The organism is Cupriavidus necator (genome assembly GCF_016127575.1).
In the GTDB taxonomy this organism is placed as follows: domain Bacteria; phylum Pseudomonadota; class Gammaproteobacteria; order Burkholderiales; family Burkholderiaceae; genus Cupriavidus; species Cupriavidus necator_D.
Window position 1 is genome coordinate 2,486,636 of sequence record NZ_CP066018.1, and the last position, 24,065, is coordinate 2,510,700.

27 protein-coding genes and 1 riboswitch are annotated in these 24,065 nt (G+C 66.9%); of the genes, 8 read left to right on the forward strand and 19 right to left on the reverse strand.

What is annotated here, in order from left to right; genetic code table 11:
- Positions 1 to 292: 292 nt before the first annotated feature.
- From I6H87_RS11580 to I6H87_RS11590, 3 genes are read right to left on the reverse strand one after another with little or no spacing between them, the layout of a single operon-like run.
- The gene (locus I6H87_RS11580) at positions 293 to 538 is read right to left on the reverse strand and encodes a hypothetical protein (RefSeq protein WP_010813761.1); all 246 of its coding nucleotides are present in this window, start codon (positions 536 to 538) and stop codon (positions 293 to 295) included.
- Positions 535 to 1,128, reverse strand: coding sequence for a hypothetical protein (locus I6H87_RS11585; RefSeq protein WP_231881361.1), 594 nt, complete (start codon positions 1,126 to 1,128; stop codon positions 535 to 537). Before I6H87_RS11585 ends, I6H87_RS11580 begins: the two co-directional genes overlap by 4 nt.
- Before the next feature lie 13 nt (positions 1,129 to 1,141).
- Complete coding sequence (locus I6H87_RS11590) at positions 1,142 to 1,438, reverse strand: hypothetical protein (RefSeq protein WP_010813759.1); 297 nt, start codon at positions 1,436 to 1,438, stop codon at positions 1,142 to 1,144.
- A 467-nt stretch (positions 1,439 to 1,905) separates the two neighbouring features.
- Between I6H87_RS11590 and I6H87_RS11595 the strand changes: the two genes are divergently transcribed.
- Positions 1,906 to 2,148, forward strand: coding sequence for a hypothetical protein (locus I6H87_RS11595; protein ID WP_010813758.1), 243 nt, complete (start codon positions 1,906 to 1,908; stop codon positions 2,146 to 2,148).
- A 9-nt stretch (positions 2,149 to 2,157) separates the two neighbouring features.
- Here the strand turns inward: I6H87_RS11595 and I6H87_RS11600 are convergent, their stop codons facing one another.
- From I6H87_RS11600 to glyA, 16 genes are all read right to left on the reverse strand, one after another.
- Complete coding sequence (locus tag I6H87_RS11600) at positions 2,158 to 2,778, reverse strand: riboflavin synthase (RefSeq protein WP_010813757.1); 621 nt, start codon at positions 2,776 to 2,778, stop codon at positions 2,158 to 2,160.
- Positions 2,779 to 2,838: 60 nt separating this feature from the next.
- On the reverse strand, positions 2,839 to 3,954 hold the full coding sequence (gene ribD / locus I6H87_RS11605) for a bifunctional diaminohydroxyphosphoribosylaminopyrimidine deaminase/5-amino-6-(5-phosphoribosylamino)uracil reductase RibD (protein WP_011615861.1): 1,116 nt from the start codon (positions 3,952 to 3,954) through the stop codon (positions 2,839 to 2,841).
- A gap of 52 nt (positions 3,955 to 4,006) precedes the next feature.
- Positions 4,007 to 4,555 carry a GspH/FimT family pseudopilin gene (locus I6H87_RS11610; RefSeq protein WP_010813755.1) on the reverse strand — a complete coding sequence of 183 codons (549 nt, stop codon included), beginning with the start codon at positions 4,553 to 4,555 and terminating at the stop codon, positions 4,007 to 4,009.
- Between the two features lie 7 nt (positions 4,556 to 4,562).
- On the reverse strand, positions 4,563 to 5,021 hold the full coding sequence (locus tag I6H87_RS11615; protein ID WP_010813754.1) for a type IV pilin protein: 459 nt from the start codon (positions 5,019 to 5,021) through the stop codon (positions 4,563 to 4,565).
- The gene (locus I6H87_RS11620; RefSeq protein WP_011615860.1) at positions 5,018 to 6,868 is read right to left on the reverse strand and encodes a pilus assembly protein; all 1,851 of its coding nucleotides are present in this window, start codon (positions 6,866 to 6,868) and stop codon (positions 5,018 to 5,020) included. The genes I6H87_RS11615 and I6H87_RS11620 overlap by 4 nt, the downstream gene beginning before the upstream one ends.
- The gene (locus I6H87_RS11625) at positions 6,865 to 7,470 is read right to left on the reverse strand and encodes a pilus assembly protein (RefSeq protein WP_011615859.1); all 606 of its coding nucleotides are present in this window, start codon (positions 7,468 to 7,470) and stop codon (positions 6,865 to 6,867) included. Before I6H87_RS11625 ends, I6H87_RS11620 begins: the two co-directional genes overlap by 4 nt.
- Positions 7,464 to 8,369 (reverse strand): PilW family protein, encoded by a 906-nt coding sequence (locus tag I6H87_RS11630; RefSeq protein WP_011615858.1) that lies wholly within the window; start codon positions 8,367 to 8,369, stop codon positions 7,464 to 7,466. The genes I6H87_RS11625 and I6H87_RS11630 overlap by 7 nt, the downstream gene beginning before the upstream one ends.
- Positions 8,366 to 8,758, reverse strand: a complete 393-nt coding sequence (locus I6H87_RS11635) for a type IV pilus modification PilV family protein (RefSeq protein WP_011615857.1) — start codon at positions 8,756 to 8,758, stop codon at positions 8,366 to 8,368. The genes I6H87_RS11630 and I6H87_RS11635 overlap by 4 nt, the downstream gene beginning before the upstream one ends.
- Positions 8,759 to 8,886: 128 nt before the next feature.
- On the reverse strand, positions 8,887 to 9,429 hold the full coding sequence (locus I6H87_RS11640) for a GspH/FimT family pseudopilin (RefSeq protein ID WP_010813749.1): 543 nt from the start codon (positions 9,427 to 9,429) through the stop codon (positions 8,887 to 8,889).
- Complete coding sequence (locus I6H87_RS11645; protein ID WP_011615855.1) at positions 9,420 to 9,875, reverse strand: type IV pilin protein; 456 nt, start codon at positions 9,873 to 9,875, stop codon at positions 9,420 to 9,422. The genes I6H87_RS11640 and I6H87_RS11645 overlap by 10 nt, the downstream gene beginning before the upstream one ends.
- On the reverse strand, positions 9,872 to 13,714 hold the full coding sequence (locus tag I6H87_RS11650) for a pilus assembly protein (protein ID WP_011615854.1): 3,843 nt from the start codon (positions 13,712 to 13,714) through the stop codon (positions 9,872 to 9,874). Before I6H87_RS11650 ends, I6H87_RS11645 begins: the two co-directional genes overlap by 4 nt.
- Positions 13,715 to 13,749: 35 nt before the next feature.
- Positions 13,750 to 14,358: a pilus assembly PilX family protein gene (locus tag I6H87_RS11655; RefSeq protein WP_011615853.1), complete on the reverse strand. Its 609-nt coding sequence runs from the start codon at positions 14,356 to 14,358 to the stop codon at positions 13,750 to 13,752.
- Positions 14,355 to 15,374, reverse strand: coding sequence for a PilW family protein (locus I6H87_RS11660; RefSeq protein ID WP_010813745.1), 1,020 nt, complete (start codon positions 15,372 to 15,374; stop codon positions 14,355 to 14,357). The genes I6H87_RS11655 and I6H87_RS11660 overlap by 4 nt, the downstream gene beginning before the upstream one ends.
- Before the next feature lie 16 nt (positions 15,375 to 15,390).
- Positions 15,391 to 15,984, reverse strand: a complete 594-nt coding sequence (gene pilV, locus I6H87_RS11665; RefSeq protein ID WP_010813744.1) for a type IV pilus modification protein PilV — start codon at positions 15,982 to 15,984, stop codon at positions 15,391 to 15,393.
- Positions 15,985 to 16,152: 168 nt separating this feature from the next.
- Complete coding sequence (gene nrdR, locus I6H87_RS11670; RefSeq protein ID WP_010813743.1) at positions 16,153 to 16,620, reverse strand: transcriptional regulator NrdR; 468 nt, start codon at positions 16,618 to 16,620, stop codon at positions 16,153 to 16,155.
- A gap of 156 nt (positions 16,621 to 16,776) precedes the next feature.
- Positions 16,777 to 18,024, reverse strand: coding sequence for a serine hydroxymethyltransferase (gene glyA, locus I6H87_RS11675; protein WP_010813742.1), 1,248 nt, complete (start codon positions 18,022 to 18,024; stop codon positions 16,777 to 16,779).
- A gap of 124 nt (positions 18,025 to 18,148) precedes the next feature.
- Positions 18,149 to 18,294, reverse strand: a riboswitch (ZMP/ZTP riboswitch).
- Between the two features lie 155 nt (positions 18,295 to 18,449).
- Between glyA and ybgC the strand changes: the two genes are divergently transcribed.
- The 7 genes from ybgC (at position 18,450) to ybgF (ending at position 23,995) form a co-directional block, all read left to right on the forward strand.
- A complete protein-coding gene (ybgC, locus tag I6H87_RS11680; RefSeq protein ID WP_010813741.1) occupies positions 18,450 to 18,854 on the forward strand; it encodes a tol-pal system-associated acyl-CoA thioesterase in 405 nt (134 codons plus the stop codon).
- Complete coding sequence (gene tolQ, locus I6H87_RS11685) at positions 18,851 to 19,534, forward strand: protein TolQ (protein ID WP_011615851.1); 684 nt, start codon at positions 18,851 to 18,853, stop codon at positions 19,532 to 19,534. Before ybgC ends, tolQ begins: the two co-directional genes overlap by 4 nt.
- Positions 19,535 to 19,605: 71 nt before the next feature.
- On the forward strand, positions 19,606 to 20,049 hold the full coding sequence (gene tolR / locus I6H87_RS11690; RefSeq protein ID WP_010813739.1) for a protein TolR: 444 nt from the start codon (positions 19,606 to 19,608) through the stop codon (positions 20,047 to 20,049).
- A 36-nt stretch (positions 20,050 to 20,085) separates the two neighbouring features.
- Positions 20,086 to 21,108: a cell envelope integrity protein TolA gene (gene tolA / locus I6H87_RS11695; protein WP_051398490.1), complete on the forward strand. Its 1,023-nt coding sequence runs from the start codon at positions 20,086 to 20,088 to the stop codon at positions 21,106 to 21,108.
- Positions 21,109 to 21,316: 208 nt separating this feature from the next.
- The gene (tolB, locus tag I6H87_RS11700) at positions 21,317 to 22,690 is read left to right on the forward strand and encodes a Tol-Pal system beta propeller repeat protein TolB (RefSeq protein ID WP_010813737.1); all 1,374 of its coding nucleotides are present in this window, start codon (positions 21,317 to 21,319) and stop codon (positions 22,688 to 22,690) included.
- A gap of 15 nt (positions 22,691 to 22,705) precedes the next feature.
- A complete protein-coding gene (gene pal / locus I6H87_RS11705) occupies positions 22,706 to 23,212 on the forward strand; it encodes a peptidoglycan-associated lipoprotein Pal (protein WP_010813736.1) in 507 nt (168 codons plus the stop codon).
- Between the two features lie 24 nt (positions 23,213 to 23,236).
- On the forward strand, positions 23,237 to 23,995 hold the full coding sequence (gene ybgF, locus I6H87_RS11710) for a tol-pal system protein YbgF (RefSeq protein WP_010813735.1): 759 nt from the start codon (positions 23,237 to 23,239) through the stop codon (positions 23,993 to 23,995).
- The last annotated feature ends 70 nt before the right edge of the window (positions 23,996 to 24,065 follow it).

Here is a 24,065-nt window from a genome sequence, read left to right on the forward strand (position 1 = left end):
CGTGCTGAACGGCAAATTGGGGCGAATCGAGCGAAAAACCGGCGAATAGCTGGGGCAGGAAACATGGCCGCGGTTGAAAGCGGCCGGACTGAGGCGGGGCGTCGGGCCGGGCCGGCCAGGCCATATACGCCCGGCAGGTTGCCCAGTCAAGCCGGGTATTGTACGCCAAGGCAGGCAAGGCGTGAGGCGACGGCGCCGGAAAGTGCGGCGCCTGCCTGAAGCGGGTGGGGAGCGCGGTGCTGCATGGGCCGCCCCGTTGCCGGCAGGGTGCCGGCGCCTGGCTCGGCCGGGGCTATGCGGCGGCGGCCAGCGCGGTGCGGTCGTGGCCTGCGGCGCGCAGCCGCGAGGTCCTGGCGATGCGCGCCCTGGCCGCGCGGGTCGCGTCAGCCAGCGCGAGCTCGCGCGTGAGGAAGCCGGCGTTGGGTTTGGTGAACCTGGCATGCGCATCCAGCGCATAGGTCCATTCCCACTTGCCGAAGGTGACCTCGGCCAGTGTCACGACAACGTGGCAATGCTGATAGAAAAAACTCTCGCTCATGCTTGTTTCCTGTGTGGGACAGCGCGCTGGCCATGGCCTGCAAGCCATGCGGGCCAGTGGCGGTCTGTCAGCCAGCCGCGCAGGGGCAGCCGGCCATCCCGTGGGTCGATGGCGGCGGCGCCGGCATCCTGGGCGATCTCGCAGAGCCGCCCCTTTGCGTGCGGGTCGCACGCGCAGATCATCATCAGCTGGCCTGCGGTCATTTGCCGCTTCTGCCGCCTCAGGCCGGCGCGCATGATCCCGGCGCCGATCACGCTGCCCAGCCACCGGCCGATCACGGCGCCCAGCGCCATGCCGCCGAGGTAGGCCATGAAGCCCGTGGCCGCGTTGACCGGCGTGCCGTAGCGGAACACGAGCCAGGCCACCAGCACTGCGCCGGCGGCCATGCCGGCTGCCGCGACTTCATTGCGATAGGTGACCTGTGCCGCGTGGGGCGAGGGCAGGCCTTCGGCCGGCTGGTCGTCGCGCTGGAAGAACCATGGCCCGTCGATGCGTGCGGGAGTCGCGGCCAGCTCGCCAAGCTGCGCGTGCGCGCGCCTTGCCGCGGCAATGTCGTTCAGCCGGAAATACAACAGGGTGAGCATGGTCATGCCTCGCTTGGTGTCAGGTCCATTTGCCGCTGGACCACGGAAAGCCTGCGAAACGCCGGGCGCCTGGGCGCCGGAATGTCTTCGCCAGGGGGGAGGACGGCGGCTGCAGCCGCGGCCATCCGTTGCCCACGGCCTGGTCCCAGTCGATCAGCAGCGTGGCGGCACGGTGCAGGTGGGTCGCGGCCAGGCGCACAAAGCCCAGGCGCGCGCGCATCGGCGCAGTGGGATGCCGGTCACGCAGCAGGCGCGTGGCCGGAAGTCGCTGATACAGGATTCTGGCGGTGGGGTCGGGCACAGTGAGTTCCTTCATGGGCGCCGGGCAACAATCCGGCCGGCAGTTGAAAGAAACGGCGGGAGCGCCAGCTCGCGGACGAGCGCGCGGCGCGGCGGGCAGGGGAGCATGAAGGTCCAGGTGGTCCCCGTGAGTGACTTCAGCAGTCACCGGTGCTAGACGTTGTCGAGGGGGGAGGCCCGGGAACGAGTGGCGAGCGCCTGTGGGCATACATGGACTGCAAGCGCTGCTTAACCATTCTAGGCCTCGGGCGCTGCAGGCACCAGCTGACTTACAACAAAGCTGCCAGGCCCCGCGCGGCGCGCCTCCCAGGGGGCCGGCGGTACAAGCAAATTGCCACAGGAGGGGTTTGTCAGCGTATGCTCGGGACAAAAGGGCACGCCCCGCCCTGAATGCCGCCGCGCTGGCAAGCGGCGGTTCGGACTTCAAATCAGGGCGGCAGCCCGATCGCGCCCGCGGACTTTGTACAACAAAGGGAGACAACCATGTCGAGGCAGATCAAGAACAAGGCTGAACTGCGTGCCCTGGTACGCGCCGAGCAGTCGAAGTTCGCCGCCTGCGAAGGCGCATGCTTTGGCGATGTGGTCTGGCACGCGCCGGACGCCGGCGGCTGCAACTGGAGCCTGTCCACGATGGAGGGCGGCAACAGCAGCGCATGCGTGGAAGCGCTGCGTCCCTTCACCGACAAGCTGCGCGAGACCTATAACGTGCCTGACGAGGGCAGGTAGCCCGCGGGATTACGCGGGGGCCTGCGCGGTCGACAGCATCCGCTCCACATAGCGGGCGATCAGGTCGATCTCCAGGTTCACGCGCGCGCCCGGCTTGAGTTCCTGCAGCGTGGTGACTTCCACGGTGTGGGGGATCAGGTTGATGGAGAACACGCAGCCGTCGGCTTCGTCATTGACGCGGTTGACGGTCAGCGACACCCCGTTGACCACGACCGAGCCCTTGTAGGCCAGGTAGCGTGCCAGCTCGCGCGGAGCGCGGATGCGCAGTTCATGCGATTCGCCCACCGGCGCGAAGTGCACGACTTCGCCCAGGCCGTCGACGTGCCCGGACACCAGGTGGCCGCCCAGGCGGTCGGCCAGGCGCAGTGCCTTTTCCAGGTTGACGCGGCCGGTGCTCTCCAGCCCCACGGTCTTGTCCAGCGACTCGCGCGAGACCTCGACGTCGAAACTGTCGGGCGCCATGGCGATCACGGTCATGCAGGCGCCCTGGATGGCAATGCTGTCGCCGATGATGACGTCCGACAGGTCCAGCCCGCCCGCGGCGATATGCAAGCGCACGCCGGCATCGGCGGCGCCCAGCGGGGTTACGGAATCAATGCGGCCGACTGCCGCGACAATGCCTGTAAACATGGTGGTGTCTTCTGCTTTGGGTATTTGGAATCTGGATACGCGGTGCCGATGGGTGGCGCGCTACGCGTCGTTGCGCCGGGCAATCAGGCGCAGGTCGTCGCCGATCTGCCGGATCTCATGCCAGCGGAACTGTGCGGCGTCCTGCAGCCGCGCCAGCGGCGGCAGGTTGAACATGCCCTGGGCATCGCCCAGCAGCTTGGGTGCGAGGTAGATCAGCAGTTCGTCGGCGCAATGCTCGCGCACCAGCGAACCGTTGAGCTTGAAGCCGGCTTCCACGTGCAGCTCATTGATGCCGCGCCGGCCGAGTTCTTCCAGCATTCGGCGCAACTCGACCTTGCCGTGCGGGTTGGACAGGACCACGACTTCGGCGCCGCGGCCTTCCAGTGCGCGCTGGCGTTCGCGGTCCTCCACCGCGCAGAACACCAGCACCGGCTTGGCGAACTGGCCGGTGTCCGGCGTCAGGATCTGCGCGTCCAGCGGGACCTCCAGCCGCGAATCGACCAGCACCCGCTGGGGCTGGCGCGGCGTGGCGATGGCCCGCACCGTCAGCGCGGGGTTGTCGTCGCGCACGGTGCCGATGCCGGTGAGGATCGCGCACGCACGTGCGCGCCAGGCATGGCCGTCGTCGCGCGCGGCCTGGCCGGTGATCCACTGGCTGGTGCCGTCATGCAGCGCGGTGCCACCATCCATCGATGCCGCCACCTTGATGCGCACCCACGGCAGCCCGCGCGTCATGCGCGAGACGAAGCCGATATTCAGGTCGCGCGCTTCCTTCTCCAGCAGGCCGCAGCGCACGTCCACGCCGGCCTCGCGCAACCGCTGCAGGCCGCGCCCGGATACCGACGGGTTGGGATCCTCCATGGCCGCTACCACGCGCGCTACGCCCGCGCGCACCAGCGCATCGGCGCACGGCGGCGTGCGTCCGAAATGGCTGCACGGCTCCAGCGTGACATAGGCGGTGGAGCCGGCCGGGTCCAGCCCGCGCGCCAGCGCGTCCTTCATCGCCTGGATCTCGGCATGGTCCTGTCCGGCCGGCTGGGTAAACCCCTGGCCGATGACCTGGCCATCCTTGACGAGCACGCAGCCGACGCGCGGGTTGGGCGTGGTGATGAACATGCCCCGCGCGGCGAGCGCGAGGGCCTGTTGCATGGCGGCGTGGTCGGTATCGGAAAACATTCGGCGGTTGCGTTTGCCTTGGCGCAGCGATCTGGAATACAGGGCTGCCGGGTTATGGTGGTCCGGAGGACTCCGTCGCATCGCAGTCAGCGTCGCGGCCGGGGGTGCAGAGTCGGATACGTCCCTGCGCGCCCAGTCTGACTTGCCGCTGCTCGCCACGGCAGCCGAGCGTGAAAGTGGCGGCCTGGAAACCGCCCTGCTCAGAACGAGAGTATCCCACAGGCAGGAATTTCAGCACATTCGTGCCGCGGGCGGTCTGGCGCAGCGTCACCCACAGGCAGGGCATGCCCGGTTCGACCACGGCCAGCACCGCGCGGCGATCCGGGTCGCCGTCTGCCGCGACCAGTTGCCAGCCAGGGCCCAGCGTCGCCTCGCCCGGCAGCGGCTGCAGCGTCACCTCGAGGCGGCGCGCCAGTGCGGTGGCCCGCGCCAGCGCCAGCGATGCCGCCAGCCGGTCGGCCGCCAGTGTGACCTGTTGCCGGGCGAGCAGGCCGCCGAACACCGGATAGGATGCCGCCGCCAGCAGTGCCAGGATGGCCAGGCCGGCGAGCAGCTCGGCCAGAGTCAGGCCATGGTGGCGGCGGGGAGCGTGGCTGTTCATCGCGCCTTCAGCAATGGGACGGAAGCGGCCGCGGCACGGCTTCACCTTCGGGTAGCGTCAGCCACTGTCCGGTGCTGCGCAGGATCAGCACGCCGCACTCCGGGTCGGGCCGCTGCGGGACGGCTCGCAATTCAACACAGGTATCCAGGCCGGCCTGCGGGCATGCCGCGGCTGTCACGACATGACGCACGGTGCCGGTGGCCGGTACGGGTAGTGGCCATTCCCCGGCGGCCACTTCGGCACCGGGTTCGGTGGCAAACGTCATGGCGCCGACGGCGTGGCGCTCCAGTTGCAGCATTCCCTCGGTCAGCGCGGTACGCGCCTGCGCCCGCCATCCCCGCATCAGGTGGCCGTGCCATGCGGGCACGGCGATGGCCGCGAGGATCGCGAGGACGGCCAGCGCAACCGCAAGCTCGACCAGGCTGAACCCGGCCCGGGGCCGGGAGGCAGGCGCCGCGGTAGTCATGGCAAATCCTCCCGTACCGGTCCGGCGATCTCGCGCCAGCGCAGGCGCCCGGTGCGCCGGCTGGCCATGGTTTGCGACACCCGCGTGACCGTGTTGCCATCGACAGCCCATAGCGACAGCTCGTAAGCCTGGCGCGCGGTGCGTCCCGGCTGCGCCGGTGCGGCGGGCAATTCGGCAACGGTCACGAACACGCTGGCGCCTGGAGCCAGCAACTGGCCGGTGGCCATGTGCAGGCGTTCGCCGGTTCCGCTCTGGCTGACCGATTCCCCGGTCGCCGCCAGCACCAGGTAGCTGCGTTGCGCGCCATCGGGCGTGCGCGTCACGAACAGCAGATGGCCGGGGAAGACCGGCTGGACCTCCACCACCTGTTCGCCGGCATGGGGCAGGGTCAGATGCCAGCCGGCATCGCCGGCGCCGGCTGGCTGCGCGCGCAGGATGTGCCCGCCATCTACGGCCTGCGCCACAACTTGCACCAATGGGACTGCAGTGGCGCCGCGCGAGGACGACAGGTCGGGCACCGCTGCAAGTTCGTTGCCCGTGCCATAGACCACGACCGGCGCAGTCGGCGCTCCGAGCAGCACGGGCGCTTCGGGCATGAGCGGCTGCGCCGACGTCTGCATCCGGTGGAGGCATGACACGGCGGGCGCACCGCCCGGCTGAGGCGCTTCCGCGAGCGGGAAGCGCCATAGCTGGCCGGCATCGTCTGTCGCATAGGCAGCGCGTGCCGTGCCTGTCATGTCGGACAGCACGCTGGCCGCCACCAGGTTGCCGGTTGCCGGCCGGCCCAGGCAGTCGCGTTCCGGCAATGGCAAGGTGCGGACGGCGTACTGCCCGGCCCATGCCGCCCCGGCGGGCTTGTCCAATGGCAGCAGCGCAAGGCCGGAGCGCGCTGCCTCCGACTTGTCATGGGTCGCGGCAGCCAGCGTCACGACTGCGTACCAGCGCAATCCGTCCTGGCCAGGAATGCCGGCGGCACGCACCGGGCCGCGTGCGGATAGTGGCAATGTGTCCGTGGCGGCGATCTCCCACAGCAATGCAAAGGGCATCGGACCGTCGGGATCCGAGACGTCGAGCGCGAATGCCGCTGCGGGGTTGCCGGTCCTGGCGCTGCCAGGGATGCCACACAGCACGACCGTGCGCCACTCGCCATGGATCGTCACATCCTGCGCTTCGGGGCGAGGGCAGGGCGCGGGCGCCAGCGGCGCGTCGTTCGCCGGCGTGGCGGCGGCATAGGGCAACAGCACGCCGGGCAGATAGGCGGCGCGTTCCTCGCCGGTCACGGCATTGAACGCATGCAGCAGACCGTCGTTGGTGCCCAGCCAGACGACGTGCGGGCGCAGGCTGTAGCGCGCGCGAAAGCCGGCATGCCCGGGTTTGCCAGGCGCCCAGGCCGGAGGCGCAACCACCCGCACGCGCGCGCCTGCGGCATTGCCGAGTCGCGTGTCGCGCTGGCGCAGGCCGGCCTCGGTGCGGTCGCCGCGCAGCCATTCGAGGTGAGCGCGGTCAAGGCGGCCCAGCATGTCCGCGCTATCCGTATTCCGGAAGGCGGCATCGATGGCAGCCCATTGCAGCGCGATGACGCGCTGCGGCGGCGCTGACGACGTGAATATGCGACGCGATCCAACCGGCCGATGGTCGAGGCTCGTGCCGGCTTCCCATAGATAAGGCGACAGCACTGGCGCCGGTCCTTGCCAGCCGACAGCGAACAAGCGCCCGGTCCACGGATACGCGCCCGCCGTGGTCCGGTAAGCCAGCGGCAATCGGCCTGCTTCGGATCCGGTGGCGGCAGACGCTGGTGCAATGGCGATGGCCAGGCAGGCGAAGGCAACGGCAACGAGGCGATTCACGGCTGGATCACGCTCTGTAGCACGGCACGTACGGCACGGCTGCGGCCGAAGCCGATGGCCGTGATCCGGATCCGTGGTGCCGGTGTGGTGGCGGAAGGGGCATCCGGAGTGCTGTAGCCGGACGGTGCTTCGTCCAGGATCTCGGCGACATACCGCGGCAGTTCGCGCGTGCCGGCGGCACCCGCGGGCAGCACCGGCAGCGTCGCACCCGAGAAGCGGCCGAATGGCACGCCGACGGCGTCCGCGCTGGTGTCGGCCAGCAGCCAGGGCTGCCACACGGGTGGGCCCGTCACCGCTGGCCGGCACACGCCAGCCTGCTGGCCGCTGCCGCAGTGTCCCGGTGCCGGCCAGATGCCGAGCCGCCCCATCATGTCTTGCGATATGGCGGCCGCAAGCAGGTCCGACTCGGCATCAAGCAACGCGACCTCGGCGGCCCGGAATGCGATTTCGCGTTCGAGCTGCATGACGGCAAGTTGCCGCGCGGACAGCAGCATGTGCAGCGTGCCGGTAGCGGTCAGCACTACCAGCAGCAGCATCGTGGCGCAGAGCAGCAGCGTGACGGCGCCTGCATTGTGGCGACATGGAAGGCGGCGGGCTAGCACAGCGTTTCCTGGCAGCGTGGCGCATTGCGCAGCCGCACCGTGGTGGCGAAGACGCGGCGGGCGGTGCCGGCCTGCGACGGCGGCACCGGCGCCAGATCGCCGGCGGCGGTGCCGGGTGGGTCGGCGTCTTTGCCCGGGCTTGCCGCTGCCGAACCCGGGCGCTCGCCGCGCACGGCAATGGCAATCTGCACGGCCACCACGCGATGCCAGGCGGATTCATCCAGCGAGTGGATCGCGGATGCCGTCTCGAAGCGGTCGGCCCGGCCGTCGCCGTCCGTATCCAGGCCGTAGCGCACTTGCAGTGATTCAACGCCGCGGACCAGCGCGCCGGAGGTCCAGCCAGTGCCGTCGATCACGCCACCGCGGCGTGCCGGGTAGCGGCACAGCAGTTGCGGCACGCCATCGCTGCCCGCCGCGACATAGATCAGGTTGGCTGCGACGTAGCCACTGTGCGCGTCAGCACCGGCCACGCGCGCGGCGACGGCGTAGCCGCTGCAGTCGGTCATGGCTTCATCCGGCTGCGACGGCGCAGCCGGCAGGCCGCTGCCGCTGAAGCGGACCAGCAGCGCATCGCTGCGGCCGACGCCAGCCCTGCCGCAGGACGGCACCGCACCGATGGCAGGCTGACCGCAGTCGTCGGCGCCGCTGACGGCCGGCGGCGCAGGGTAGGAGGTGGCGGGAAGGGGCTCGCCCGGCCAGCCGGACTGGCGCAGCAGCGCGGCGATGATCGTCAGGGCGCGCTGGCCGCGCTCTTCGAGCAGGATGCGGTCGGTGGCGGTGAGGTAGGCGGTACGAGTGGCATGGAATGCCGCAACGGCTGCCGCGGTGACGATCAGGCCGAGTATCAGTCCGACCAGCAGCTCGACCAGCGAGAATGCCCTGGATGCGTCCCGCCTCATGGGTGCATCCACAAGGCGATCGCGGGTATGCCGGCCTGCCCGCCAAGCCGTCCGGCCATGATCAGTGGCGAATCTTCCGGGCACGGAAACGCCGGGTTGCTCCCGCACCGGCTCGACCAGAGGTCTGGTCGCCCGCTTTGCAGTGCCGGCTGCGCTGTATCCAGCTCAGCCATCTCCACGGCAAGGCGGGCGGACCGGGCCAGCGCGTCGAGTTCGCGCAGCTGGGCCAGCGCCTTCGGCGCCAGCCCCATCATTGGCATCAGCCCGGCACCAAGGACGATCAGCGCGCACAGCGTTTCATGCAGCGCGAATCCCGCGGGGCGGCCGGCGCAACGCGGTCTGCGGCGCGGGCGGGCAGGTGGATGTGCTGGCTTGCGAAGATCCGGCATGGGCGGTCACCGAGACTGGCAGGGACCGTCAGACTAGCTGTCGCGAGCAGGCGAATACGTGCCTAAGCGTGGAGGATTTGCAGAATGTTGTTTCGGTCTTCCCGGGAACAGCGACCAGGCAGCCTCGCCTACTGACACACCGTGGCTTGTGTCGGCACGGGCGCGCATACGCGGACCCTGCCCAACTGGCTGATATCGATGAGCTTCTGGTTGCCGGTGCCCAGTCCCATCAGCACCTGGGCAGACTGCATCGCATCTGCCAGCGTGCGGGTATAGCCTACGGGCGAGTAGGAGAGGACCCCCGACTGCGGCGTGCTGGAGAATGCTACGGTCAATCCCTGGGCGGAGGGGACATGCTGAACCAGCACGGCTTGGCCCGTGCAGTCCGCGTTTCGATTTGGGTTCAGGCAGACAGTCCAGCCGTTGCGCCAGTCATTGCTGACGGGCGCCACGGTGACCCAGCTATTGCGCGATAGCGCACTGGCCCGTGCCAGGGAAAGCGACGAAGCCAGCGCGTCTGCTTCAGTGGCAAGCGTGTTGCGCTGAATGAAGGAGGTGTAGGCGGGTGCCGCCATGCCGGCGAGGATGACCAGCACGACCAGCGTGACCAGCAGTTCGATCAGCGTGAATCCGGTCTGGGGTCGGGGGGCTTGAGGGCGCATCACCAGCATCCCTGGGGCAGGTTCGCGAAGGCGGCGACATGGTTGATCAGCACGCCGCGCTCGCCGGTGCTGCGCAGCAGCAGCGTGCCACAGCGGTTGTCGGCGATCGTGGGCGTGGCGCTGACCTGCACGCATTCGTTGAATGCCAGCCCTGCGCACGCGCCGGATGCAATCGCGTAGTTGCCGCTTTCCGAGGCTTGCGGGAAGCCGCGCCAGGCGCGCGTGCTGTCGGCGGGGTCGACGTAGGAGTTGGCCTGTGCGTAACGACGCTCCAGCGCTTGCATGGCCGTCATCAATGCAGCCTTGGCTTCGGTGCGGCGCCCGCGGGCAACATGTTCGGCGTAGTTGGGATACGCAATGCCGGCGAGGATGCCAAGGATGGCGATGGCAATCAGCATCTCCATCAGCGTGAAGCCGCTGGCGTGGCGACGCCAGTCACGGTGGCAGCGCTTCATTTTGCGGCTCCGAAATTGCGAATCTCGCGCCAGCCAAGGCGCCCGGTGGTGGGGTGCCCCCCGTCGGTGGCTGTGTTGCCGGACACAAGCGGCCTGCTGGACAACGACGCGCCTGCGCTGCGGCCGCCACCCGATGCGCCGAACGAGAACACGTCGATGAACTTCAGCGTAGTGATCTGGCCGACGGCATTGCGTTGTGGATCGACCGTGGTCTTGGTCTGGATCAGCACTGGCGCACCCAGGATGCCGAAGGTGGAGAGATCGCCGGTCGATGTCCCCGTGGCGGGCATGCCGGTCAGCGCATTGATCTGATAGCGGCCGCTGTTGCTGGAGGCGCCGCAAAGATCTTCGCCGGTCATCAGCGAGTTGAACCAGATCTTTCCGTAGGCTGGCACGAGTGCGGTGACCTGGCGTTCTCCGTTGCCCGGGAAATCAAAGTACCACCCCGCCTTCTGCCCAGTCTTTGAGCCGAGGCTATAGCTGCGTGACGAATATTCGTAAGCGCCCTTGCTGTTACGGGTCAGGGTGACCGGGTTCAGCATGCTGCGGTCTGCGATCGACTGGGAGCCTCCCGCATCGTAGATGCCGTACATGGCGTTCCGGGTCAGCGTGCCGGTGGTGATGGTGTCGGCAGGCTCCAGGTACTTCCCGGTGCCGAACACCACCATGTAGCCGCCGGGCGCGTAGACCCATTTGGGCTGGACCGTGATCGGTTGCGGCTTTCCGCTGGCATCGCGGGCCTGGAACAGCGGCCGGCCGTAGTTGCCGCCGCCGTAGTAGGGCAGGGCCCCGGCAGCGTTCCAGGTGGATGGGCCGCCATTCAGGATGAACTTCCAGAGGCGGCCCTGGAGGTCGCCGGCGTAGGCGGCGACGGTCTGCCCGTCGGTAAGCCGCACCAGCGCCGGCGAGCTCAGCCCGTTGGCAATGCCGGCGGTGACGTCCGCCGCCATCGAGATCTTCCAGTAATTGACGCCCAGTTGCCACGGCGTCCCGGCCGGCTTGTCCAGTGCCACGATGAACAGCACCGAAGGCGCGGCCGGATTGCTCGCGCCATCCGCATCGTTGGCATTCAGGCCGTTGCCCGTCATGGCAAACCACCTGTACACAGGCTTGTTGTCGGAGTCCTTGCCGGCAAACAGCTTGACGATCTGGGGCGGCGACATGACGTTGCCCATGTCGGCATCATCCTTGTCCGTGAACTCCCACAAGACATTGCCGGATCCGACGCTGGCGGGATCGCTGACATTCAGCGCAAAGAGGCCTTGCGCGCCGCCACCCATGCCAGAGACCAGCACGGTCTGCCAGGCGTTGCCGACCCGGGCTTCCGCCACGGCAGGCGTGGCGTCCACGTACGGCCGATGGATATAGCTCGGCGAGGTCAGCTGGACCAGGTTGGCGAACACTGCGTTTGGCACGTAGGCAAACAGTTCAGAGCCATTGGCCGCATTGAAGGCGTGGAGCATGCCATCGTTGGCGCCGATGTAAACTGCGGCGGTACGCTGGCTGTGGGCCTTGTAGAAGGCGGTGTAGTCGCTTTCGGCGATGGTGCTGGACGGGGCCGCCATGTAGACGGGGCCCGAGTTGACGATGTCGCCCAGCAGTGAGTCGCGCAAGCGCATGGTCCCCGTGCTGCCGGTGGATTGCTCCTGGCTGCGCTCGCCACGCAGATAGCTGAGCCGGCTCTGGGCCACGGTGTCAGTCTCTGTCGGCGCGAGCTTCAGTGCGGCCTTCTGCGCGGCGTTGAGGGATTTCCATTCGAAGGTGGCGCCCGCACCCGCGCCGGTTCCTGCATTGTCGGCCGTGCCCGACGGGACCCAGGTCAGCAGATTGCGGGCAGCGGTGCGGGCAGTCAGCACCTTGCCGGCCTCCCAGGTTTCGGTACTGGAGATCTGAACGCCGGTGTCGGGATCATTGGTCACCGCCAGTGCCGAAAGGCGCCCGTTCCATCGCTGGTCGAATCCGGGAGTGAACAAGAGGGTGTCGCTCGCCACCTGGGAAGAGGTCAGTGCCACGCCAGACAATGTGCCGGCCGCGTTGACGATTTGCGCGAAGACCTTCTTGATGGAAGCGATCATGGCGGCCGGCTGCCCGGCCAGGAACCAGTTGGCGGGGACGTCGGATCCGCCCGACGATTCCCATTCGGCATTGCTGGTGACGGTGGCGCCGCTGGCCCCCTTGGTGCGGAACGGATTGCCATCACCATTCTGGTCGTCAAAGCCGCCGTATTTTGCCGCCAGGTACATCTGGCTGCGGCGCTGTTCGTCGCCGACGCTGCCGTTCCCGTTCTCATTGACGTCGATGCTGAACGTGGTGACGCGCAATTCCGGCATATCCGGGCGGAAGCCGTAGGTATGGGCCCAATACGCGACGCCGGCCATATAGTAGGTGCCGTGGCCGCTGGAGCCGGTGTCGGCGCCAGCCAGGTTGGCGAGCGAGGTGTCGGGGCGGCTGTTGCCGGATGTTCCCGAACTCTCGAGATCGGCCACCGCCTGCGTCCAGGTCGTGACATCGAAGCTGTACTTGCTGTATTTCGATATCGCGTCCGCCGGCCGGGCCGAGTCGTTGGCAGAGACCGGCTTGCCACCGGAGAGGTAGGTCGTCCTGGTGTTGCCGGGAATGTAGCGGTCCCAGTGCGTATTGATATCGGCAATGGCAAGGACGTAGTTCTTCTGGCAACTGGCAAGGATGGGGTCTGTCCATTGTGTGTAGACCGGAAATCCATCCTTGTAGGCGCTGGCGTTGTCGATGGCTTCGGGCGTTGGTTGCCGGCCTTGCAGGTAGCGGATGCTCTCGTAGTAGAGTTCGCCGACCGGATCCAATGACTTGTAGGCGCCGGAACGCCCGAACTGATTCAGGTAATTGATGACGCCGCTGATGTTCTCTGACGCGCTCTCGGGGTTCTGGATGAATACGCCGTCGTCATCCCATTCCCGGCGCAGGTTGCTGGCTTGGTTGAAATTGCTGTCGACGGTGTTCGGCCCCACATACTTCAGGGGCGCCCGCAAGACACCGCCATAACGGGTATTGGCGCTGTCGTTCAGGTAGCCAAACGCGCCAAAGCGGACCTTGTCTGCATTGCGCTGCATTTCGCCAACCGGCTTGTACCCGGTGCGATACAGCTTGCAGAGATCGGTGCGGGACCTCGCTTCGCTTGCATCGCAGACTTGCACCCGTACCAGGTAGGTGCCCTGGTTCCTGTACTTGCCGGGGCTCGAGCAGCTGGCGCCGGACTCGGTGCTGTCCCCAAAGAACACCTTGTTGCCACATGAGGTGATGTACAAGGTCCTGCTGCTGAAAGGCGTGACCGAGGACGCCTTGTCGTAGGTCTTGCGGGGGAAGTAGGAGTTGCTGTTGAAAAAACTCTCCTGCAGCACGGCACGTTGCAGGATGGTCTGTGTGGCGGAGTCGACGACGCGGTCACCCCCGGTCAGCGCGTAGCGCAGCATATCGATGGCCGAGGCCGTGGCCCAGTTCATGAAGTTGCCGCTGAACTGGCCCGTGCATGTGTGATCGGCCGTGTTGGCGTCGCCGGCAATGACAAAATAGCCATTGCTGGCGCTTCCGCTGTAGTTGTAGCACTTGCGCGGATTGAAGTAGCCAATGTATTCCGTGGTCGGCGAATACGTGCCGGAGCGATAGGCTGCCCCCACCGTGGGGAACTCCACCGAGAGCGTCAGCAGCAGGTTGGGATGGATATTCTGGTTGCGGCCGTACAGCGGCGCCTGCGCGAGCTTGACGGTCGCGAGGCTGCTCTGTTCCGTTGCGGCAAGCAGCAGGCCGGCGGGCAGGCTGAGAAGCGCAGCCATTGCCGCGAAAATGAATTTCCGGATCCGGCTCATTTGCCGTGCTCCGCGACAGGCATGGACGTTCCCATTCATTCCCCCTTCCGGTAGTACGACTGCAACATGACCCGGGTCGCCGGGTTAGCGCCAAAGCCGACGGCCGTGACGCGGAAGATGTATGCGCCCTCGCTCGCGCCTGGCGACATGTCGCTGATCGGCTCGATGATGTAGCGCGGCAGGGCGGCAGGCAGCAGCCCGCCTGTCGCGGTCGGGAACCTGCGGCCGGTGAAGGTGCCGTAGGCGGTGGTGCGTGCGTTGGCGCCCGTCTGGCTGAAGTCAACGGCAAGCCAGTTCGGCGTGCCGTCGAGCACCGGGTCGCACAATCCCTGGAAGGGTGAGGCGCCTGTCACGCCGGTATTGCAACCCGCCACGAACGGCAGCACATTCATCGTGGTGCCGGAGAAGATGGCCGACCGGCTGGTTGGGGCGGAAACACCCTGGATGTCGATTTCCGCATCCAGCAAGGCTGCCTCGGCCGCTTGCTGAGCCAGGTCCCGGTCGCGCTGGTTCGATGCCATGCGCTTGCTGCCAATGGCCAGCCGGGCACCGGCGATGGCGATGACGCTGATGATCAGCAGCATCACCAGGGCGGTGATCAGCGCGATGCCACGCGGGTTGGGGTGCGCGGTGCGGGTGTTCATGTCGGCGAGCAGGTGGTGCAGGTGGCCATGTTCCGGAGCTGTACGGTGACGGTGTACAGGCGTCGCATGCGCTGCAGTTGCGTGGCCGGCGTGAAGGATGTGTCGTTGCCCGGCGAGCCCGGGAACAGGCGCCCGAACAGGCGCAAGGTTGGCGGATCCTGAGGCGATGCGCTGGCGGTATCGCCCATCAGCACCATGGCAATCTTTATGGCGACGACGTTCTGCCAGGTGGTGGGCAGGGCCAGCACCTCGGTGGCCGACAGGAAGCGGTCCGGGGTCTGGTCGAAATTCGTATCCATGCCGTAAAGCACCTGGAAGACTTCAACGCCTGAGATCAGCGAAACAGCCTGGTACGCCGTGCCGGCCGTGAGGATTTCCTTGTTGGCGGCGTCCCGTGGACGATAGCCGCACATCAGCTGAGGCATGCCGCCGGCATCGTTGCTGACATAGAAGACCGCCATGCCGCGCGCTAGGTCTGCGTCTTCCCAGGCCTGCGGCTCGGCGACGCCATTGCCGGAGCAGTCGATCATGCTGTTGTCCGGGACGGTGCGGTCCTGCTGCGTGCCGGAGCCGAAGAAGCGGACCTGCAGCACATCGCTCTTGTTCACGGCACCCGCTTGGGCCGGACACGCGAGGTTTTGCGCCGGATTGCCGAGATCTTGCGCGGGGGCGCCGCAGCTGTCGAGGCCGCTGATGGTCGGCGACAGGCTCGTGGTGGTGAGCATGACGCCTCCGGGGCTGGGCGCGGGAGGCCCGCTGGCGCCGGGAGAGGCCGCGGCGCTGTTGCCCGCATAGTTGCTCCACGCGGCCTGGCGCACGATCCGAACCACGGTATCCACCGCAAAACGGCCTTTCTCATCCAGCGCAGTGGTGTCATCGATGCTGTTGTAGTTGGCTCGTCCGGTCAGGTAGAGCGCCGCGGCAGCCATGATCAGGAGCAGGCTCAGCGTCATCGCCACCATCAGCTCCACCAGCGACAGCCCCAGTTGACGATGCCGGCCGGCGTTGAGATACATCCTGGCGTTCCGCATGTCAGTTAACCGTGCCCTGCGTGGCCACGATGACCACCTGGGGGCGCGTGCCCATGTCGGACATGTCGACCCGTGCCGCGACGGTTCTGGCGGCAAGCCGGGAGATCCAGCCGATCTTGATGACAATCGGTGCGTCGTCCGCGCGGCCAGTGGCCGATGGCGTGCATCCCCATGAGAAGCCGGTGGCCTGGTCGTAGGCGACCATGTCCCGGCAAATCACGGCGCGTCCGCCAGGCAGGCCTGTGCTGACACGCTCCCAGAACTCGGCGACATCGAAATCCGCCAGTTGCTGCGCGCACCCGGCCGCCGTGCCCGGGCAGGCGATCGCGTACGGGCTGTTTGCTGCCGTGAGCGCGGGCGGCTGCCCGGTGGCAGTGTCGATGAAGTAGCGGTTCGGGATGATGGCTTCCGCCGCCGCGCCGGTTTGCGAGACGGCCGGATTGGCACGCATGCGCTCGGCCATCTCGGTGGCCAGCTGCATGGCAGTGGTGTCGTAGGAAGCTTGTTGCGTGAAGCGGGATGAATTCAGCAGCAGGCTGGCGACGCCGAGCACGCCAACCGCCAGAACGACAATTGCCACCAATGCTTCGAGCATGGCAAAGCCGGCTGCCCCGCGGCAGCGTTGACCCATTCTGACCCCCGTCAAAAGACGTCCGACTTCGTTAACTTCTTTTTTTGGTCTGCAATCCCGGGCCCTTTTAATATGCGACAGCGGGCCTTGCGGAAATGCAACGGGGATTAAACAACGATTTTGTTACTTTTGCTACCCCTTCCGGGGGGTGGACGCCGCAAACTCATCCAGCACGTCGCGGAATTCCGACACGTCCTCAAAGCTCCGGTACACCGAAGCAAAGCGGATATACGCGATCTTGTCGAGCTTGCGCAATTCGCGCATCACCAGTTCGCCGACCTGGCTGCTGGGGATTTCTTTCTCTCCCAGTGCCAGCAGTTTTTCTTCGATGCGGGTGATGGCTTCGTCGATGGCTTCGGCCGAGACCGGGCGCTTGCGCAGCGCCAGGCGCATGGAATCCTTCAGCTTGGCGCGCGTGTAGTCCACGCGCGAGCCGTTTTTCTTGACGATGGCGGGGAAGAACAGCTCGATCCGCTCATAGGTGGTGAAGCGGCGGTCGCAGGCTTCGCAGCGGCGGCGCCGGCGCACGGCATCGCCGTCTTCCGACATGCGCGTGTCGAGTACCTGGGTATTGGAATGACCGCAAAAGGGGCATTTCATGCCGGACCACCTTCAGTTGAACCCCGTCGCCTTGTCCGTGTTGTCGTTCTGCGGAGGCGGGGCGGGTTGGCGAGGCCCGCAAGCCGGTGCCCGAGGACGCCGGCTTGCGGAGCTGCCGGCCGCTCATGCGGAATCCGCATGGGCGGCCTCGATGCATCAGCCGTAGACCGGGAAACGCTTGGTCAGGGCTGCCGCCTGCTCGCGCACGCTGGCGATATTGGCGGCGTCGTGCGGGTTGTCCAGCACATCGGCGATCAGGTTGCCGACGATGCGGGCTTCTTCTTCCTTGAAGCCGCGCGTGGTCATGGCCGGCGAGCCCAGGCGGATGCCCGAGGTCACGAACGGCTTTTCCGGATCGTTGGGGATGGCGTTCTTGTTGACGGTGATATGCGCCTCGCCCAGGATGCGCTCGGCTTCCTTGCCGGTGATGTTCTTGGCGCGCAGGTCAACCAGCATCACGTGGCTTTCGGTGCGGCCCGAGACGATGCGCAGGCCGCGCGCGATCAGGGTCTCGGCCAGCACGGCGGCGTTCTTCACCACTTGCTGCTGGTATTCCTTGAACTCAGGCGTCAGCGCTTCCTTGAAGGCGACGGCCTTGCCGGCGATTACGTGCATCAGCGGGCCGCCCTGGATGCCGGGGAAGATCGCCGAGTTGATGGCCTTCTCGTGCTCGGCCTTCATCAGGATCACGCCGCCGCGCGGGCCGCGCAGGCTCTTGTGCGTGGTGGTGGTGACGAAGTCGGCGTGCGGCACCGGGTTCGGGTAGACACCCGCGGCGATCAGGCCGGCGTAGTGGGCCATGTCGACCATGAAGTAAGCGCCGATCGACTTGGCAACCTTGCTGATGCGCTCGAAGTCGATGCGCAGCGCGAAGGCCGAGGCGCCGGCGATGATCAGCTTGGGCTTCTTCTCCTGGGCCAGCTTTTCCAGCGCGTCGTAGTCGATGTCTTCCTGGGCGTTCAGGCCGTAGCTGACCACGTTGAACCACTTGCCGCTCATGTTCAGGGCCATGCCGTGGGTCAGGTGGCCGCCTTCGGCCAGGCTCATGCCCATGATGGTGTCGCCCGGCTTGAGCACGGCGAAGTACACGCCCTGGTTGGCCTGCGAGCCCGAGTTGGGTTGCACGTTGGCGGCTTCGGCGCCGAACAGCTGCTTGACGCGGTCAATGGCCAGCTGCTCGACGACGTCGACGTACTCGCAACCGCCGTAGTAGCGCTTGCCGGGATAGCCCTCGGCGTACTTGTTGGTCAGCTGCGAACCCTGGGCGGCCATCACGGCCGGCGAGGTGTAGTTCTCGGAGGCGATCAGCTCGATGTGGTCTTCCTGACGCTGGTTCTCCTGCTGGATGGCGGCAAAGACCTCGGGGTCGATCTGGTCGATCGTAAAACGGCTGCGTTCGAACATGGCGAAACTCGTCTGAAAAATAGGGAATCCGATTCACGCATCGGGGGTAGGGCGCGCGGGGAAGGCTAGCGGCGACCAGCACCGGCGGCTTGTAACCGTCGGTGCAGGGCGCACCCTGCTTCCCATTCGCTGCCCAGGCGAGCGGCAGGCGCAAGCAACTTCACGCCTAGGCGTGCTGAACGCTACGCGAACGCGCAATGAACGTCACGCCAGAGAACTTGCGCTTCCTCGTGGTAGTGCCCACTGACTTCGCCAGTCGCGCAAGATGGAATGGTTGCGCGCAGTGTAGCGCGAGGCGGGCGCCCGCCGCAAGCCGTCGGCCCCGCCAGGCAAGCGCTGGCAAGGGCTGGCCAGCAACTTGCTGTTGCAAAGTCGTCATGCGGGTTTACACGAAACCGCTATCGCTCTCCGTTACAATTGCGGCCATGACAAACTTTGTCTGGACCCTGCGGGTGTACTGGGAAGACACCGACGCGGGCGGCGTAGTGTTCTACGCCAACTACCTGAAGTTCTTCGAGCGCGCCCGCACCGAGTGGCTGCGTGCGCTCGGCATCGAGCAGCAATCGCTCGCCGACGAGGCGGGCGTGGTCTTTATCGTCCGCAGCACGGCAGTGGACTACAATGCGCCCGCCCGGCTGGATGACCAGCTCGAGATCCGCACGCGCATCGACCGGGTCGGCCCGGCGTCGGTCCAGTTCACCCAGGAAGCCTGGCGTGGCGAGCTGATGCTGGCCTCTGGCGCGATCCGTGTTGGGTGTGTCGATCGAAGCACTTTCCGTCCCGCCCCGATTCCCGACCCCGTTCTAGCTACCATCAAGTCCGCACGATGAATCCCGTGACCGTCACGCAAGACATGTCGATCGTAACGCTGGTGCTCCACGCCAGCCTGCTGGCACAGGCCGTCATGGCGCTGTTGCTCGTCATGTCGCTGTTTTCGTGGACCTATATCTTCCGCAAGCACCTGGCGCTGCGCTCGGCGCGCACCCAGACCGAGGGGTTCGAACGCGACTTCTGGGCCGGCGGCGACCTGCAGGCGCTATATAACAGTGCCGTCAACAACCGCCACAACACCGGCGCGCTGGAGCGGATCTTTGAATCCGGCATGGGCGAGTTCCTGAAGGCGCGCGAGCGCGGCAACGAAGCCGGCGCGCTGCTCGATGCGGCCCGGCGCGCGATGCGCGCGGCCTACCAGCGCGAGATGGATGTGCTGGAATCGCATCTGCCGTTCCTGGCGTCGGTGGGTTCGGTGAGCCCGTATATCGGCCTGTTCGGCACGGTCTGGGGGATCATGAACGCTTTCCGCGGCCTGTCGAATGTGCAGCAGGCGACGCTCGCATCGGTGGCCCCTGGTATTGCCGAGGCGCTGGTGGCGACCGCGATCGGCCTGTTCGCTGCCATTCCCGCTGTGATCGCCTACAACCGCTATGCCACGGAGATCGACCGCCTGGCGATCCGGTTCGAGAGCTTCATGGAAGAGTTCCTGAACATCCTGCAACGGCAGGCACGCTAACCGCACACGTATCGAATCTAATCCAGACGGTCCGGGCGCAAGCCCGGGCCGGCGTTTCCAGGAGTCCTGCAATGGCAGCCATTCAGCGCCGTGGCGGCTCGCGCCGCCGGGCCAGCGCCGACATCAATGTCGTGCCGTACATCGACGTCATGCTCGTGCTGCTGGTCATCTTCATGGTGGCGGCGCCGATCGTGAGCCCCGCCACCGTCGACCTGCCCACCGTGGCCAACGCCACGCCGCAGCAGAAGGCGCCGCCGATCGTAGTCACCGTGCACGAGAGTGGCCAGCTGACCGCGCGCGGCAAGGACAGCGCCGGCAATGCCTTCGAGCGCAAGCTCGACAAGCAGGGCCTGCTCGACTTCGTGCACCAGCGCCAGAACGAGAATCCCGACCAGCCGGTGGTGATTGCCGCCGACCGCGCGGTCAAGTATGAGGCGGTGCTGGACGTGATGTCGATCCTGAAAGCCGACGGCGTCAAGCGCGTCGGCCTGATGGTCAAGTCCAAGACCTCCTGACGCATTGAAGCGCCTATCTGATTGCCGTTGCGCCTGATGAAGACCGTCGCCGCCTATCCCTACCAGCCGGTCAAGGAGCGGGGAACCCTGCGTTCCTTCCTGTTCGCGCTCTTCATGCACATGCTGCTGGCTGTCGTGCTGTACTACGGCGTGCGCTTGCAGAGCAGCACCCCCGTCGGCGCCGAGGCCGAGCTGTGGGAAGAGATTCCGGCCGCCACCGCGCCCCCGCCGCCGCCGCCGGAGCCGGTGGTGCAGCCGCGCCCGGCCCCGCCGCTGCCCGAGGTGAAGAGCAAGGTCGAGGACGACGCCGACATCGCGCTGGAACGCCAGAAGCGCCGTGCCGAGGCGGCGGCGCGTGAAGAGGCCGAGCGCAAGCAGGCGGCTGCCCGCAAGGAAGCTGAGCGCAAAGAGGCGGAACGCAAGGAAGCCGCGCGCAAGGAAGCGGAGCAGCGCGAGGCCGAGCGCAAGGAAGCCCAGCGCAAGGACGACGCGAAGAAGAAGGCAGCGCAGCAGGAACAGCAGCGCAAGGAACAGGCCGAGCGCAAGGAAGCAGAACGCAAGGAAGCGGACGCCAGGGCCAAGGCCCAGGCGGACGCCAAGGCCAAGGCTGACGCCGAGAACAAGGCCAAGGCCAAGGCGGATGCCGACGCCAAGGCCAAGCGCGAGGCTGCGGCCAATGCCCAGCGCAAGAGCGAGCTGGCGCGCCTGCAGGCGCTGGCCGGCGGCTCCGGCGCGGGCGGCGGCGGCGTGGGCAGTACGGCCGGCGCGGGTGCCGGCGGCGGTGGCAAGGCGTCGCCGGGCTATGCGGACCGCGTGCGCCGCCGCGTCAAGCCGAATATCGTCTTTGGCGAGGACGTGCCGGGCAACCCGACCGCGGTGGTGTCGGTGCAGCTGGCGCCGGATGGTTCGCTGCTGTCGGCGCGGCTGTCCAAGTCCAGCGGCAACTCGGGCTGGGATAATGCCGTGCTGCGCGCGGTGGAACGTTCCGACCCGCTGCCGCGTGATGAGAACGGCAAGGCGCCGGCCAGCTTCACCATTACCTTCCGTCCGAAGGACTGAGTGGCCTGGGCGGCATGATTTGCAACATAATGCAACCTTCATCGCCGGGTCTTGGTCCCAGCGCTAGCATGACAGGTTGCCTGACGCGGCCGGCAGTGTGCGATACGCACGCAGACGGGGCATGCGCCACGCGCTGCAATGCCGCATTTGCCCGTGTTGCCGATTGCCTGCCGTGCCCGACGAAACTTGAAATCGACTGAGGAGCAGCATGCGAAAGCTTTGGGCCCCCAACTGGCTGTCCGCGAGGCGGCACAACGCAACCCAACCCGAATCCCAACGCGCCATCGGCCGGCATCCGCTGGCCGGCCGCCGCGCGCTGATGGCCTGGCTGGCCGCGGCGATGACGATGGCAGCCGGCGCCGCGCACGCGCAACTCAACGTTGAGATCTCCGGGGTCGGCTCCAGCCAGATCCCGGTTGCGACCGCCAACTTCCAGGGCGAGGCCCAGGCCCCGCAGAACCTGACCGCGATCATCCGCGCCGACCTGGCGCGCAGCGGGCGCTTGCGCAATGTCGATCCGGGCGGCGCCACGGTGGCGGAATCCGCCAATGTCGACCTGGGCAGCTGGAAGTCGCGCGGCGCAGATGCCTTCGTCGCCGGCAGCGTGACCCCGGCCGCCGGCGGCAAGTATGAGGTCCGCTTCCGCCTGTACGACACCGTCAAGGGCCAGAGCCTGGGCGGGCTGGCCTTTACCGTCAACCAGTCCCAGCTGCGCGTGACCGCGCACAAGATCGCCGACTACATCTATGAAAAGCTGCTCGGCGAGCGCGGCGTGTTTGCCACGCGCCTGTCCTACGTGTCGAAGGTCGGCGGCCGCTACCAGCTGCTGATTTCCGACTCCGATGGCCAGAACGCGCAGGTGGCGCTGACCAGCAACGAGCCGATCATCTCGCCGTCGTGGTCGCCGGACGGCGCGCGCGTGGCCTATGTTTCGTTCGAGGCCAAGAAGCCGGTGGTGTATGTGCACGACCTGGCCAGCGGCAAGCGCACCCTGGTGTCGAACCAGAAGGGCAACAACAGCGCGCCGTCGTGGTCGCCTGATGGCCGGCACCTGGCGCTGGCGCTGTCGCGAGACGGCAATACCCAGGTCTACCAGGTCAATGCCGACGGTTCCGGCATCCGCCGCCTCTCGCGCAGCAGCGCCATCGACACCGAGCCGCAGTATTCTCCGGACGGCAAGAGCATCTACTTCACCAGCGACCGCGGCGGTGCGCCGCAGGTCTACCGCATGCCCGCTTCCGGCGAGGAAGGTGGCGGTGCGCAACGTGTCACCTTCAAGGGCAGCTACAACGTCAGCCCGCGGGTTTCGCCGGACGGCAAGTACCTGGCGTACATCTCGCGCGCGGGCGGCTTCAAGCTGCAGCTGCAGGACCTGAGCAACGGCGACGTGACGTCGCTGACCGATACGGCCAACGACGAAGCGCCCAGCTTTGCCGCCAACGGCAAGTACATTCTCTATGCCACCCGCGTGGGCGGTCGCGCGGTGCTGGCGGCGGTTTCCACTGACGGGCGTACCCGGCAGGTTCTGTCCCTCCAGTCCGGCGATGTTCGCGAGCCGTCCTGGGGTCCTTTCATGCAATAACAGGAGTCATTCACCATGCCCCAACTGATGAGCAAAACCCTTGCCGTTGCCGCACTGCTGGCCCTTGGCGCCTGCAGCTCCGGCGTCAAGCTGGACGACACCGCCAAAGCCGGTGCCGGCGCGGGCACCGGTGCCGATCCGCGCGCAGTGACCCCGGTCACGGCCGCCGATCCGCTCAACGATCCGAACAGCCCGCTGGCCAAGCGCAGCGTGTACTTCGACTTCGACAGCTACACGGTCAAGTCCGACTACCAGGGCATGCTGGGCGAGCACGCCAAGTACCTGGGCTCGAACAAGGGCCGCAAGATCCTGATCCAGGGCAACACCGACGAACGCGGCACCAGCGAGTACAACCTGGCGCTGGGCCAGAAGCGCGCCGAAGCCGTGCGCCGCTCGCTGGCTTCGATGGGCGTGCCCGACGGCCAGATGGAGGCCGTCAGCCTGGGCAAGGAAAAGCCCAAGGCCACCGGCCATGATGAAGCCTCGTGGGCCGAAAACCGCCGCGCGGACATCAACTACTGATCTCTGATCTCTGGACTGCCTTTCATGAAAGCACGCGTTTCCACCCTGTTGTGGCTCGCCGCCGTCGCCGGCGGCGGCATGCTGCCGCTGTCGCAGGCGCATGCCGGAGTGTTCGATGATGACGAGGCGCGCAAGGCGGTCATCAGCCTGCGCGACCAGTTCAACGGTTTCCAGGCAACCGCGACGCAGCGCATCGAGCAGAACAGCCGTACCACGCTCGACATGCAGAACCAGCTCGAGGGCCTGCGCCAGGAAGTGGCGCGGCTGCGCGGCCAGAACGAAGTGCTGCAGAACACGGTGGACACGCTGCAGAAGCAGCAGAAGGACTACTACGCCGACCTGGACGCGCGCCTGAAGAAATTCGAGCCGCAGCAGGTTACGGTCGAAGGCCGCGAAGGCCTGTCGCAGCCGGGCGAAAAGCCCGAATACGATGCCGCGCTCAAGCAGTTCCAGGCGGGCGACTTCAAGAGCGCCGGGAGTTCGTTCTCGGCTTTCGTCAAGAAGTACCCGCAGAGCCCGTACGTGCCGCTGGCGCAGTACTGGCTCGGCAACTCGCTGTATGCGCAGCGCGACTACAAGGGCTCCACCTCGGTGCTGCAGACGATGATCAATAACAACCCGACGCATCCCAAGGTGCCGGACGCGATGATCGCGGTCGCCAACAACCAGCTCGAGTCCGGCCAGAAGGCGGCCGCGCGCAAGACGCTGGAACAGGTGGTGGCCAAGTATCCGGGCACCGAAGGCGCGCAGGCGGCCAGCAACCGGCTGAAGACGTTGAAGTAACACCGGAAGCGGCCGGCTTGCCCGGTCCTGTCTGCAAGGCCCGCTTCGGCGGGCCTTTTTCTTGGGTCGC